Annotated in this window: 9 protein-coding genes; 4 read left to right on the top strand and 5 right to left on the bottom strand. The window is 58.4% G+C overall.

Going from position 1 to position 14584, the window contains the following annotated elements:
- The first annotated feature begins 1 nt into the window (after position 1).
- The 4 genes from AC1XDK_RS27375 to AC1XDK_RS27360 all read left to right on the top strand — a co-directional run bounded on the left by AC1XDK_RS27375 (position 2) and on the right by AC1XDK_RS27360 (position 3323).
- A complete protein-coding gene (locus AC1XDK_RS27375; protein WP_483353186.1) occupies positions 2–991 on the top strand; it encodes a hypothetical protein in 990 nt (329 codons plus the stop codon).
- The gene (locus AC1XDK_RS27370; RefSeq protein WP_483353185.1) at positions 988–1707 is read left to right on the top strand and encodes a DUF6339 family protein; all 720 of its coding nucleotides are present in this window, start codon (positions 988–990) and stop codon (positions 1705–1707) included. The genes AC1XDK_RS27375 and AC1XDK_RS27370 overlap by 4 nt, the downstream gene beginning before the upstream one ends.
- A 1-nt stretch (position 1708) precedes the next feature.
- Positions 1709–2764 (top strand): ribbon-helix-helix domain-containing protein, encoded by a 1056-nt coding sequence (locus tag AC1XDK_RS27365; protein WP_483353184.1) that lies wholly within the window; start codon positions 1709–1711, stop codon positions 2762–2764.
- A 136-nt stretch (positions 2765–2900) separates the two neighbouring features.
- Positions 2901–3323 carry a hypothetical protein gene (locus AC1XDK_RS27360; RefSeq protein WP_483353183.1) on the top strand — a complete coding sequence of 141 codons (423 nt, stop codon included), beginning with the start codon at positions 2901–2903 and terminating at the stop codon, positions 3321–3323.
- Between the two features lie 486 nt (positions 3324–3809).
- On the opposite strand, the gene AC1XDK_RS27355 is transcribed toward AC1XDK_RS27360, so the two are convergent.
- The 5 genes from AC1XDK_RS27355 to AC1XDK_RS27335 all read right to left on the bottom strand — a co-directional run bounded on the left by AC1XDK_RS27355 (position 3810) and on the right by AC1XDK_RS27335 (position 14218).
- On the bottom strand, positions 3810–4253 hold the full coding sequence (locus AC1XDK_RS27355; RefSeq protein WP_483353212.1) for a phospholipase D-like domain-containing protein: 444 nt from the start codon (positions 4251–4253) through the stop codon (positions 3810–3812).
- Between the two features lie 440 nt (positions 4254–4693).
- Entirely contained in the window at positions 4694–6643 is a 1950-nt protein-coding gene (locus tag AC1XDK_RS27350; protein ID WP_483353182.1) for a Zn-binding domain-containing protein, read from the bottom strand.
- Between the two features lie 2 nt (positions 6644–6645).
- A complete protein-coding gene (locus AC1XDK_RS27345; RefSeq protein ID WP_483353181.1) occupies positions 6646–10353 on the bottom strand; it encodes a helicase-related protein in 3708 nt (1235 codons plus the stop codon).
- Between the two features lie 173 nt (positions 10354–10526).
- A complete protein-coding gene (locus AC1XDK_RS27340; RefSeq protein WP_483353180.1) occupies positions 10527–13016 on the bottom strand; it encodes a hypothetical protein in 2490 nt (829 codons plus the stop codon).
- A gap of 344 nt (positions 13017–13360) precedes the next feature.
- On the bottom strand, positions 13361–14218 hold the full coding sequence (locus tag AC1XDK_RS27335) for a DNA-binding protein (RefSeq protein WP_483353179.1): 858 nt from the start codon (positions 14216–14218) through the stop codon (positions 13361–13363).
- Positions 14219–14584: the final 366 nt, after the last annotated feature.

Below are 14584 nucleotides of genomic sequence, written 5' to 3'. Positions count from 1 at the left end.
TTTGAGCCGGCGAGAGGGAAGCACTCGTCTCGACGCGTACCCATATCGGTACGCCAGAGATCCTCTGGGGTTCGAGTACGTCTCCTACACGCTGGACGGTGGGACGAGTCAGACACCCGACGACACGCTCACGCTGGACCTCTCCGAAGAGGAAGACGGGAGCTGGGACGTGGCTACTCTTACCATCCGTGTGACAGTCACCGACGAGATCTTAGACCGGGTTATTCCGCCCGGCGCCTCGCATGACGCCGCACTCGTGGTCGAGGGGTATTGCCCAACCAACCACCACCGGTTCCTAAGCGTCGTCAAGAACAGTCCGCTCTCTGCTGGTGAGCATGAGGGCCCCATCGAACTGGAGTACGAGATGCTCCGTGGTCGGGTCCAGCTAACCCCGTTACTGGTTCGAACAGAGCCACTCGGTGGGCAACCATCAGGACACACGGGGGCACCGTTCGCCGAGCAGGTTGGTAAGAAGCTCGCACACGGTCCTCGTGGGGTCGTGGACGTTGACGAGCCGCTCGGTGGAACGTCCAGCAACCTGCCGACCATTCCAAAGTCGTTCGACGACCCGACCATCCCGGCCGACAACGGGAACATGTGGTATCTCGATCTGACGGACGAGGCCTCCCCCAAGCTGTACATCAACTCCGACCACGGGTACCTTGAGCCGCTCTTCGAGGACAAGGGTCCCCACGGTCGGGGGAGAGTCCGACAGCTGGTCATCGATCTGTTCGGCACCCAGATCATGACCCAGTTCGTCCTGGAGGCGGCCGAACTCTTCGTTATCCACGGCGAGACGAAGTACCCGTGGCAGGAGAAGATGCTCTCTGACGTCTGTGGTAGCCTCTTCGCGTCGAATTCACCGGACGAGGTAGAGGAGATGCTACAGCCGGGGGAGCTCTCCGAGACGCTCAACCAGGTCGCCACAACCGTCCAACGACGACGGGCACCGCACGAATCACTCGAACGCGTACTGGACCTCAGTATATGACCGAAGACACACTTTACAGACTCGACAGCAACGCTTCGATCCTCGTCACCGAGGACCTGATGACCGGCGACACGGAGCGCTACTCGGAGTCGCGACTCCGTGAGTGCCGGACCGAAACCGACCTGACGGCCAACCTCACAGCTCTCGACCAGGTTATCGATTTCGTGATGAACGAGTCCGACGACTTCAAGGAGGGCGACGAGGGCAACGAGTCTATCGACGCGGCCGTCGGCCCGGCCGTCCGGAAGTACATCGACATCCCGCTTCGGGATGCGGGCGACCAGCGCATCTGGCACTACCTCGCCATCGGTCGGTACCCGGAGTTCGTCCGGTATCGCTGGCCGCGTGAAGCGACCGACCGGACACACAAATCCATGAAGGAGAAGTTCCTCGGGTCCACGCAAGACCTCTACACCAACGCGTTCTCACGCTTGTGGTTCATGGCCGAGCTCAGTCGCGACGGGGACGACTACACCGAGACCGAGGGTGTTCTCGCGCAGACATACCGGTCGAACCGGATCTTCGACCGGATGGACCTCCGACGACCGCGCACGGGTCGAGCCCTCTCGAAGATCGCCAACCGAGAGCCAGATGAAACTGTCCTTGAGGAGACTGCCAAGGCCGTCAGCCACCAGTGGTCGGTGACGAGTGAGGGGTTCCTGCTGCAAGGCGAATTAAAAGAGTTGATAGACGACATCCACGGGGAAGTATCGTAGTATGCGCGTTGTCGTCGACATCCCACCCGAACTCGTAGACGAAATTCGCTCGGCCGTGCGAAGCGGCGGCTACGAGGACCCCGAGGAGTTCCTCGTGCGGGCGCTGCGGACGCAGTTGGAGCTGGAATCGGGCGAGCAACAGACACTGATGTCGTTCAGCAAGGCCATTGAGGCTGACGAGTCACCCCCCCGGGACCGAGCGTCGAACGAGCGGACGAGCCAGTCGTCGCCGCATCGAGGTACGGTTTGTCGGGAGGACCTAACGGAGTTATCCCGTCAGGAATTCGACACTCGCACCGTCGCCCCACCGGCCCCAGCGCGAATCGACACGGGGCCACTGTGGGGACAGTACAACCGTATCTTCCCGATGAAGCTGTCGCTCCGACACCTGGTGATCTGGTTGGACGGCGAGAGCACAGACGGCGCCCCATACAAGCAGTTCCGTGATGAGACCGCGCAAGTCGCGCGCGAATACGGGTTCTGGTTGGAGCAGCTAGACGACCGGATGGGCCGCGGCCGCGGTGAAAAGTTCTCGGCCGCTCTGCCCACTGGCGAAAAAGTCGAGCGTTCGCTTGACCGGTTCAAGACGCACTTCGTTGGCCAGATTGACTCCGAAGGGAACCTCACGGGGGCGCCCCCCGACTTACAGCTCATTGATATCGACCCCGAAACCCGGGAGTTCGGGATCACTGAGGCCGGTCTCGAGTTCGCATGTCTGATCAACCCGCTCCTTGACGAGCAAGACGAGACTGTAGAGCACTCCCTGTCCGATGCTGAGCGACGATTCTATCTCGATCACGTCGATGCCGAGCACCCCGAAGAGGCCAGAGCGATGCGAGTCGTGGCCGCAGCGATTGCCGAGGGAATCGACCGACCCGACCCGCTGAGCGAACGGGTCGGCGAGTTCTCGGATAATTGGTCGGCGGCCCAGGCCAGCACCATCCGCTCCGGGCTTGTCGGTCGGCTCTACGAGCTGGGGTTGGTCACGCGTGAACGCGTAGGTGCGCGCGGGATCCGATACGAACTGACCGGTCGAGGTGAGGGAGAGTTGCTATGAGTAGCGTACGACGCGGCCGAGGACTGCTACGTGCCTCGACACGCGGTCACTGGACCACCGGGATACACGCCGAGGGGCGTGCTATCTCGGTAGCTCTCGAAGCCGCCTCGCGTCCGAATGAACAAGCCAGATAATCATGACCTCAAGTGACAACGATGGATCGGGAGAACTCCGAATCGCCTACTGTTTCGCGGACTACAGCGTGGAGGCAGAGACGCTCTCGACGATCGGCGAGGTCCACTGTTTCACCATTGATCCCAAGGACAACCCCTGGTATACTACGACACGAGAAGTCGACCTGATGGAGGAGACGCCCGAGAGATACTTCGACCTCTGGTTCGGCCACCCCATGTGCACTCGGTACTCGGACATGCCCGGCGTTGACCCCGGAAGGGCACGTCAACCAGATCCCTCGATCCCGGGAGCTCGCTCACCAGATGGCCGACCATTACGTGATCGAGAACAAGCCTTGAGCACCGCTCAAGTCGCCGACTTACCTCACGGGCCAGATGTTCAACCTCCCGATCGCGTACGAGCGCGCGTTCGAGATCTCGTTTGACCTCCGGCAACCACCGCGACAAGCCACGTTCGACTCCGAAGAGAGCCAGACGTCGCCGTTCATCTACAGTGAGTGTTCACCAGCTTGGTGGAGGACGGTAAAAGGGTATCCGCGGGGAGTATCCGAAAGAACATGTCGCGAAGAACGTCCTCCCCTTGGTCTACGTCGACTACACCACCCGCAACTATTTGGAACAGACGGGGGGTGCGGCAGGGATCAGGGACTACTCGAACTACGACAAGGAGATTGACACACGCCGTGCGCTTAATGAAAACTCCACGCTGGACGAATTCCTCTGAAACCGAACGTAACTCTCGATCGCGTTCGTGACGCCACAGTGGCTGTCAAGAATCTCCAAGCCGTGACCGATACGCGCTTTGTATTCCGCACGACTACTGAAATATATCTCTTCCTGAGAGTTTAAACAAGACAGACAAAATCGAAGACAAATAGCCGGTAAATCCGCAACACGAGCAGTATTATCACCTATATCGGCAGATCAACTGGGTACGAGTACTCGAACACTTCGTCAAACACCGTAGTGGCTTCCTTAACGATGTCACCTTCAACGACGACACCGAACTCGAAATTGGTTGAAAGACTTGTATCAGTCAGGTTCGCGCTTCCGACGTAGCAGACCCTATCGTCCACGATTACGATCTTCGCGTGAGTCGCAAACGCCTGAGACCCCTGTCTCTCGTCCCATCGGTAGAGGTCTCTCACCTCGAAGTTGTCACGATGTTCCTCGTCGATCAAGTTCCACATCTTGTTGAGCGTCGTTCTTGTATCGCCTTCCTCGTCTGCGGTTTCTCGGGTCAATAGTCGTGTCTCGACACCCCGTTGAGGGAGACTCGCAAGGTCGGACACGAGTTCAAGTGATGGATCGAAGTACGGATTGGCAATCCGTACCGACGAATCGGCGTCGAACACCTGATTGCGGATCGTAGAAGCGATGTTGGGGATCGAACGGACTCGTGCGGAGGTCGGTTCGAATCCCCCCGGAAGTGTGGCCACGAACTTGACGACGTCGTCCTGGCTCGTCTGGGGGGAACGACGGTCTGCTGCAATCACTGCGGCTTGCTGGGTTAGTACTCGGTCTACTTCGAGAGGATCGACTTCGAAAGTGTAGGCCGCAAAACCCCGTTCATCGGTCGCCGATTGAGTTGCTGCTCCGTTCTTCTGAAGACAGGTGAAGAGGGCAGCCGCTTCCCGGGTGGTTAGCGGTGTTCCTAATCCACGATCTACGTCGGCCCGAGTTACATCTCTGCTGTCCAGGGACAAGATGGTGTCTCGGATAGCGACGACACGGCCATGGTCGTCGAACTGGCGGACCACCGCGAAATTCGTACAAATCGCATCGTGGTCGTCGGTCACACGTACTCTGACTCCCAGAACGCGGGTATTCGACCTCTGTCGTTGCCGACTAGATAGCGTCGGTCGAGGTTCCCGTTGGCACTCTCGCAAGCGACTTCACTCATGTGGAGGCACGCGTGGCAGGCACCGTCCTCGTGCTCACACACTGGGTCGTACACGCACTGCTGGACGTCCGCGATAGTCTCATCCACCCAGGGGTGAATCCTCGTCTTGAACAGTGTATGCATCCCTCCTAGAGAGAAGTGTTCGGTGCTGCTCGCGTAGAGGAAAATCGCCGGGATGCTCGGCATCACGTACTCCGAGATGCTGTTGCTGTCGAGACCACACTGTCCGCTCGCCGTCCGCATCAGCGCGTGGCTCATCGAGTGGAGGAGCGTGTACACTTCCCGTGTGAGGTCGTCTTCGATGGGCGAGTAGTGGTCACGGAGTTCGTTGGTGTCCACGTTCTCCAAGAACCACTCTTTAAGGTCACTTTCGTCGTCTGTATCGGGACGTTCGACACCACGCAGTGATCCCTTCTCGTCCAGCCACTCGATGATCGCGGATCGTTTCACTTGGAGGACGATGGCCTCAGAGGGTGTTTGGTCAACGTATACGGGGGTGCTGTCCTCACCCCGGGGATGTGGGAACGGCTGTAGATCCGTCCGCGACCGTTCGGGGCGGTCGCGTGTGAACCCGAACGTGTAGTTCAGCAGGGGGAGATTGTCCACGACCCACGCCGACTTGATGTTCACTTTCTGGAGTTTTTCCGGATATACCTCTGCCTCCGGGTTCGATTCGAGGAAATCTTCCTGCTCCAAGAGACCGTCTAGGGACAGAGGAGTGGGTTGCCGCTCCATTCCCTCCGTCGTGTCTATGTTCCCTTCGTATCCCTGAGTAGAGCGAAGGAAAGTGAAGAGTTCATGAGAGAGCGTTGAGTACGCCTGATCTACGTCGCTATCGCCGCCTCGCTGAGAGGGGAGCTCGACACGTTCGCGGTTCTCTTCGACGACCTCCTCTCGCGTCGATCCCTTTATCGTGTCCTCCGCTACGTCGAAGACATCTCCGAGATCCACACCACTCTCGATCATCTTTTCAACCTGTTCTGCGCCCACTTTCTCCTTCAGCTCCTCTATCTGCTTCTCCCGGCGTTTTGCGTCGCGTTCGTCCGTCGTCATCCGGCCGAGTTCTTCGTAGGTCTTCCCCTCCTCTTCGACGACGTTGTCAAGGTCACCGAGGTGAGCGGACATCAGTATACGGGCCCAGCTCTCCCCGTATTCGATGTCGCCGCTGTATCGCTGATCGATTGGGAGATTGACGAGGACGTCGCCCTGGGAGTAGTAGACGGAGTTGCTCGCTATCGGACGGAAGTACACTCGTTCCTTGTGGCATTTGGTACACCGCTTCGACATGTTCCCACAGAAGTCGCCACACTCACCACAGTAGAAGTGCCACGAGAGGGGGTCGTTGATGTTCTGCTTGTTGAGGTAGATGTGGTCGTATCCGTGATTCGGGTTGCTGCAGGGTTGCGGGTTGATCGACATCATGTTCCCGCAGTCGTGTACGAGGACGAAGGCGAGTTGACGGAGTTCACCGCCACACTCGGGACACTCCCCGTTGGTGTAGACGAAGTGACTGGGCTCCTTCTTACTCACGACCCGGTGGCAACTCCGGTTCTGACAGTACATCGTCAGGGGATAGAGCGATCCGACGACGCGGTTCGGTCGGCGGAAATCCACGTCGTCCACCGCGAGGTCTACCCAGGGGTCCTCGTCATCGTTCCGGAAGCTGGATGCGTGAGTGGCGATCTGTTCCGCGACGTAGTTCGTGTCGAGCGAGCTGACCTTGTCGGTCTCCCACCGGGACACTTTCATCGACAATCCTCGTCGCCCGTAGTCAAACAACGACTTGGGGCCGAATCGATACATCACCTGCGCCAGACCGCGTTTCATCTCTGAATCTGTCATCGTCACTGCCTCCTATCGAACATATTTAGCACCTGTGCGGTACCCGTATCGACGTCAATCGGAAGCTGCTCGTCAATGTCCCGTAGACTCCGCATCGGTCCTCGGTCGTCCTCACTACGCTTGATCATGTTCCCGATCCACCCCTGGTAGCCGTCCTTCGGGTGGCCGGACATGCACCGTTCCCAGATGTTGTCGAACTCCCGCTCAACTTTCCGCTCGTAGAGATCAACCGTCCGGTCCTCCGCCCACTCGGGGCGCTGGTCGGACGTGACACAGTAGGATCGTTTCACGAATTCGAGGAGCTCGTCCTTGTCGAGATCGCCTGCACGCTGCGCCTCGCGGAACGAGTCGTAGAGGTACACACGCCCGATGGAGGATTCAAGTTGCTCGTCGTAGTACTGGAGGAGCATCGCAGCGAAGATACCCGGCATCGTGCAGCTCACCGCGAACTCGGCCCACCGTTCCAGCGGGGTCGCTTCGACGAGGAGGTCTTGGAAGTCGTGGTACCGGTCAAACCGGGTGTAGTGTGAGCGGTCACGGACGTGGACCGGGTTGAACAGATCGAAGACGGTACCCGTAACGTGGCGGCCGACACGAGAGTACGCCTGAATGTACTCCGCCGTCTGTCGTGGCATCCCGAAGAACGAGATGAAGTTCAGCGTGTCCACGTCAACGCCGTGGGATATCATACTCGTCGCGTTCACGATGTCCACGGGGTCGTCAGGATCGTCCGATTCGAGACGTTCTAACACGTCTCGAACGACATCGAAACCCGTCTCACCGCTCATCACCACGGAGTTCAGCGCGTCGCGCTCTTCGTCCCGTGTCTCTAGCCACGGGTTGATCATGGAGGGGACGGCACGCTGGAGACGGTCGCTGTCTACCTTTTGGATGTTGTACGCGATCTGCGTATCGTAATACTCCAAGATGTCCAGGACAGCGCTCTGTCTCCCTGAATCTCCGTCTGGGAGGCCGAGGTCAACGACTTCCCCGTACGGTGTCGTCCGGTGGTGTTCCCGTTCTAACGCCGCTGAGAGTTTGTCTGGGTTCCGCTGGTAGTGCTGGACGACATCGGCGTACTCACGGAGCACCTCAACTAGTGCGTACGTCCGTGACACGTTGTGGGGGACCGAACCGACGATACGACGACCGAGTTGGTGAGGGTCTTCGTACGCGTAGAACGACTGTTTGAGAAGCGGGCCCGGAGATGGGTAGGTGTTCACGTCCTTCCAGTAGAGGGCGTGGACCTGGTTTTCGGCCCCCTTGATCGTCGCCGTCGCGGTGACGTTCTTGATATCCCAGCCGTCACCGACACGGTTCGCCCACTCCTGGAGGAACGTCTCGTAGTGGGAGTCGAACGCACCGAACTCCTCACGGAGGAGGTGGAGTTCGTCTTGAATCAGGATAGAGGGTGGATCCACTGGGTCAACGTCTTCCACGTCTTCGTCGCAGCTGTACCGTGAGTACCCTCGGTTCGCCACCAAACATCGGTTCTCTCCCGAGAACCCGTGCTTCGGACAGCGTTTCTTCAACCGCCCAAAGATGGTGCGGAAACGACGTTGCATTCCGACGACCGCGATTTTGTCGATCGTACTCACCACGAAGGTCGGAGCGTACCGATAGACCTCTCGGTCCGTCACGTAGAGGGGGAGCTCTTCTTCGTCGCAGTCGTCGTTCGTGCAGATGTGGAGGAGGCGCATCCGGTCGTAGTCGCCGTCCAATTCAACGGCGTCCTCGCCACAGAACGGACACGTCGTCACGATTTTCCACTTCTCGGCGTATCGACTGTCTTCCTCTTTCACTAGACTGATGTTGTCGGTGAGGTTACCGTCCTCGTCCGTCTCCATCAGTTGGTTCGGAGTGTTCCCACTCCCGACGAAGTACCCGAGGCTGAACTCGTCGGTGTCAGAGCACTCACGACGGCGGATCAGCTCCGCTTGTGCGAAGACGTCCGCAATACGCTGGAGTTGCTGCAGGGAGAGCAGCCGGAGGGGGAACTTCGTGAGCGCCGTCGTCCCGTGAGCCTTCCCCCGGAATCGGTCTCGGAACGCGGTGAAGACTACGAGGCCGAGGTACGCCTCGGTCTTCCCACCACCGGTAGGGAAGTAGATCACGTCAACCTCGTCCAAGCAGTGGTCCTCTGCGTCGATGTCTTCGGTTTGAGCCACCACGTCCGGGATGGCCATGACGATGTAGATGATCTGGAAGAGGTACCACTCCTCGTACTTCTCCCCCATCTGGTCGAACGTCTGGTTCATGAACTTGAACGCCGCTCGACTGTGGCCTACGTCGTCCCGGATGAGTTTCCGGCCCTGGTCGAAACGCTGTCGTTCCTTCTCGAACGCCTCCAAGTTTTCGTCGAATTTCTCGCGTGCTTCGTCACTCCGACCGTCCCGGACTTCGGAGCGCATCGACTCGTACTGTTCTCGGGCTTCCTCCATCTCCCGAGAGATGCGGTCTAAGTGGGTCTCGATAGTGCCTCCCGCGAAGTCGCTGAACGGAGCCGAGAGCGTCTCTCGACTACGATACTTCCGCTGTTCGTGAATCGGGACGGTCACCGTCTCTATCGTGGTGGGATCGGTTCGTTCGACGCTACAGTTGCGTCCGAGGCCATCCATCTCGGGGTCGTAGTGGTACTCGTTCCTGATCTCGTCGGAGACGAACGGCTCAATCGGAGTTTCCTTGACGGAAACGTCGGAGTTGACGTCGAAGAAGAACGCCCGCCACTCCTCGCCTTTCGGGTCAAGCGCGTCGGGGTACTCGACACCGTGTTTGTTCACGAAAGAGACGGAGACGATGATGGCGTCCTCGTCGTATTGGGCCGTAAGTGATATCTCGAAATTCCACACCGGCGTCGGCGTGTCTCCACTGAATCGTTGTTCTAAGAATGTCTCGAAGGTTTTCTCGTCTTCGAGAGCGGTTTCCGGAATCTTTTCCGCGTCACGCTTATCTACCTCTTCCGGCGGGTCCGGCTCCCGGTACCGGCGCTCGTCTTGACAATAGGCTTCTATCGCATGCTGCAGCGCATCGTCGGCCTTAAGGGGAGATAGCTCACCGTCGGACTGCGCTGCACGCTTCAGTTCCCCCGCGGTGACGGTAAGAGGACCCGCATCGATCTGAACTCGTTCGTACACCGGTCGGAGCTCTTCCAGCGACGCGTCGTCTCCAGCGTACCCACCGGAGTCGTCGTCCTCTACGTCTTCTCCCTCAGAGTCCTCACCTCCTTCGGAGGGCGTGAGCGCGTCGTCCTCAGCGATTTCTGGATCGAATCCGACGGGCCCACCAAACTCCTGTTGCTCCTCGTAGGTTGGGAGGCGGCGATAGAACACCTTCGCGGACGGATTGATCGTCACCGTCTCGTTATCCGGAACAGACCCCGGGAGTTTGAACTGGAGCCCCATAGTGAAGGGCGCGACTCGCGTTGCGATGTTCCCGAACGCGTCGTCGGACTCTTGAGCTTCGCGGTACTGGTATTGGCTCGCAAGTGCGCCCGCGAAGAACTGATCCTTCGGGTTAACGTCGTAGACGGTCTGACCGTAGTCGCCTCGTCCCGTGATTCGTTCGACAAGTCGTTCCAGTAGAACGTTGTTGACGGCTTGATGCTGTTGATACTCCTTGTCGTCTGCGTCTATCTCGTACGCGTCGTCCGGTGGTCGAACGTACCTACGAGAGTCAGATTGTGGTGGAATTTCACGCGGCCCAAGGCCCATATGCTCTCGTCGTAGCAGGGTATCATAAATTTAGGGAGATAGACTGGTTCGAGATGACAAATCTAGCTAGGGAGCAAAGTAAGTTACTCGTTCCAGTCGTCGTCTGACGGCTTCGGACTAGAGGAGCGCAGTAGCAGGAACCAGGACGGCACATTTCATTCAGACAAATATTTCTAATCAGAAACTATACGAAGTGGTTGGAGCCCACGTAATCGTCCTATCTGTGAACTCTTGGCCTCAACACCCTCCTCTATCGATTGGACGTTGAGTCGGAAGAGATACTTCCCGATATCGAAGTCGCTGAGACGGATGTCCGGACTCTCCGACAGCATCACGTCGTCTAGTGTTCCGTCGGCGGCAGATCGAAGTGCTGTCTGTCGGAGTGCTCTCTTTAGACGACTGTATATCGTCTCCATCTCCTGGACAGCGTTCCACACCTGGTTAAAGTTCTCTTTCACACCTTCGAGATCGTACGCATCGGTGATGGCCCAGAAGCTCTTCTTCGACCGCGTCCGGTGGACTTTCATCTCGTACCACCGCTTGTAGGTGCCGCGGCCCTTGTCGAGACCCTGTTGCTCCATCTTCTCCACGAAGTCGTCGAGGTCGTCACTGGTCTCCTCCAAGGCGGCTTCAAGGTTGACTTTCCACAGATTCGCGTAGTAGTACAGTCCGACGTCTCCCCGTTCACGAATCAACGCGTACAGTTGGTCACGCATCTCGTCGGTGTCCTCCAGGTGGACGACGACATCGTGTTTCTTGAGACGGGAGGCGTTCTTCTTGAACAGTTTGTCGTGTCCTTCGCGCACGATGAACACATCAGTGTCCTTGCGGAGGTACATGGACAGGCCGTCGTCGAAGTGGACGTCGAGACAGTCGGTCTCGGTCCGTCCACCAGAGGCGGTCGTCTGTTGCGTAGAGGATGTCTCGAACTCGGTAGGGTCGAAGTCTTCACCGTCCTCGTAATCTGTCTCGTACCCTCGAACGATTTCACCCAGGTCTTCTCCTTCGCCCTCGTCTACGGAGATGTCCTCACCGAGATCACTCGTACTGGGTTCCTTGTACTCAGGGAGGTCGATGTTCACACGTTCGACGTCCGCGGGTTCGTCCGTAGCAATACGGGTCAGCTTGTCGATCACGTTCCAGAACGTTGTGTCCGCAATCGACTCGAAGGAATCGTCCAAGGCGTCAACTTGTGAGTGGAGGAGACCCATTTCGATGGGATACGCCAGGACGATAGCGTCTGTTGCGACGTCGGTGCGGAGGAGATCACGGTCACCCCACCGGAGTGCCCCGTAGAGGACGACGTGGTCCGTCGGGTCGGCCGAGCGAACACTGTGAGTGTCGTGTATTGAGAGGTCGTCACCCAGATCACGGTAAAGAGCAGCGTGCTCGGACTGGAGGAACGTCGTGAGTGCCTGCTGTTGACTCTCTGTCGCAGTGACGACGGAAATCGAGTCCCCCCTGTCGAGTGCACCGTAGAGCAGGTTGTCGACTAGCACGCCCTCTTTCTTGTCGCTCGCAGGCACATCGTCCCAAAGTTCTTCTAGCTCTTCGAGAGCCGAGACTACGCCCCGGAACGTGCCGGTTGCGGGACTAGCCTCGGGATCGGACGCGATGCGGCCCGCGAACCGACCAAGTTGTGCGAGCCGGCTTGATATGGTTGTCCGCCGGGCATGAAAGTCGGCCACGTCAAGGGGGGCCAAGAGTTCGCGGAAACTCCCTAGAGCGTACCGCACGAGCTGCTGGCCTCGCTTGAGGATGTCGGCGTCCAGCTCTCGCGCCAAGTACTCGAACCTCGCTCTACGGTCGTTCGCCCGTTTCAGGGCCGTGAGGAGATCTCCGTCGCCGCACGTATGGACGTCGATAGAAAGCCCCGAAACGCGGTTCAGCTCCCGTCTAGCGACGACTTGGGCACGGCGGGTTGTCGGGCTCACTTCCTCGTCGGTACGTATCCACTCGTGCCCACGATCTCGGTCACTCTTGGTTACGGCAGACAGCAGCCGAGGTGGCCACGTCCACACGAATGCCCGTTTCCGTAGTTTCTCCACTAGGTCTGACGTCGGATTGCTCGTGAAGTAGACTATCGCGGGCACGTCATTCCGTTGTTTCCAGTTCAATAATCGGAGGAGACGTTCTTCGTCGTACTTCACAGAGTCGTCGTAGATCACACATCGAACTCGATCCCCGACATCGTCCGAAGGAATACGCGTGCTCGTGTACGAGAAGAGAAACCGCGCAGGCTTGTCGGGATGGTTCAGGTTCTTCGTTACTGTCGCTAGGGATCCGTCTTTCGTCACATTCGCTATTGGGGTCTCCTCACGCGCGTAGCGAGACTTGTCGTGTGGTGGCCGTATCGACGTCGGGGCGAGCTGCCGGAACCGCTCGCGGAATTCCGTGTTGGAGCTGAGCAGGAAGACCGCGTTACGGCCATCTACCTTGGGCCCGAAGAGTGCTTCGAGGGCGTGGAGGTGCAGAAATTCGGCTCTGTCGGACGGCGTCACGACGATGAGGTCCTTGCCACGCTCTACCATCGCGTTGAGGAGGCCTGCATGTAATCTCGTCGTGGCCGGGAAGTGGGCTAGTCGCTCTTCGTCAGCGAGATTTCCGGATGAGATGAACGGTGACTTAACCGCTGGCGTGTCGAAGAGTGCGCTGAGCAGCACAATTCTGACAAAACAATCAGGGCTAGAAATATTTTACTAAAGATTACACGATTCAGGTGCGTCTGTTGAATGAAACTATAGAGAAGTCTCGAAATCTATACCCAGACTACTGACTCACGGAAGACAGTCCATTGGCCGCAACCAGTCCAGTTCACCCTTATCGCAGCATACTGGACAGTCGCTCGGCATTCTCCGGATTTGGCTATCTCCTGCTATTGCAGAGCGCAACGAACTATTACGTCGGTCGTGGCTGCGCGCACAGCGTAGCGAGCACGGAGCGGAGGGTGGGGCGGCGGGGGCTGGGTCGGTCCGGCACACAATAAAAAGAAACCGATACTACCCAACTACTCCCACCAGCGACCGCGCTCAGGACTGTGAATACAGCTCCAGCCAGTTACCGCCACCGAGACACGCCCCTCGTACCAATTCTTTGCAACTGACCGCAACTGCACTCTCTCACCCTCTCGAACCATCGTCTTTTGCGATGCTCGCCACACGGTGAATTTGATGCGACCACTGTCGTCTTCGATCAGTCCAACTTGCTGGATTTTCGGACTGCCAGGAGTCCACAGCTGGGTTACCGTCCCTTCGATGCTCACCTCCTTCCGATTCACGTCCTGCACATCCGCGATCGGAATCACCTGCCCGGGGGCCGTCCGCAATTCTTCATACACACCCACAACTGCACCCATTATGCCTGTCTCATCCACGACGCGTTCAGCTAACCGCCGACTGATCGCTGCTCTTGACCATCCTTCAAGCTTTTCCGCTAACCGCATCGCCTGCTTGTTCACTGCCGCTAACTTCTCCTGAGCTAACTCCTCGCGGGGATCCCCTCTCTCCGGGTCACACCACGGATCTACACTTGCCGCTCGCTCCTGGAACGCACAGCGCCGCTCTCGACTCACTGCTTTCGATGCTCGCCGACACTGCACTTCCCGTTTCGAATCTTGTGATCGATCCCATCGCTCACGCGTTCGATTGATTTCTGTTTCTCGTGCCACCATCCGCTCTTCTGCCGCTAACGTCAGTCCACGCCCAACCCCATCCGGATGATTCGTATCCACCTTCCCTTGGATCGTCTGCTCAACCGACGGCCGCAGCTCAGGTGTCTCCTCAACACTCTCGATTTCTGCTTCGTCACATTCAATCGCCTGTTCATCGACCGAAACTATTTGACCGATCGTCTGTTTACTACTCATTGGGATTCTTTCCTAAAGGCGCGTCCACTACCGCGTCTTTTCCGACACTCGCCACTACACGAGTCACATCTCTACAGTACACAACTCATCCGTCTCCTCCGCGCGCTCGCTTGCGCCTTCGCGAGCGTCCTCTGGGCGCGAAGCGAGCGCGCCATAGAAGGGTACACAAACGAGAACGCGCGCCGTCCCGGTCGGGCCGAGTGGCCAGCGGAGTTAGTCTGTCGCCGAACGGAGTGAGGGCAGTTCCGAGCACCGACGGCGCGCAGGAACCGACCGACTAACCCGATGGCGGTCCGGGAGGGAGCGAACGACGGCCCGGCCGAAGTGGACGGCGAGCGGGCGTACACTGCGCACACACAGAGACGA

The organism is Haladaptatus sp. HS23 (genome assembly GCF_056892285.1).
The sequence above is the reverse complement of the archived record's forward strand: the minus strand, read 5'-3'. Positions and strand labels throughout refer to the sequence as shown.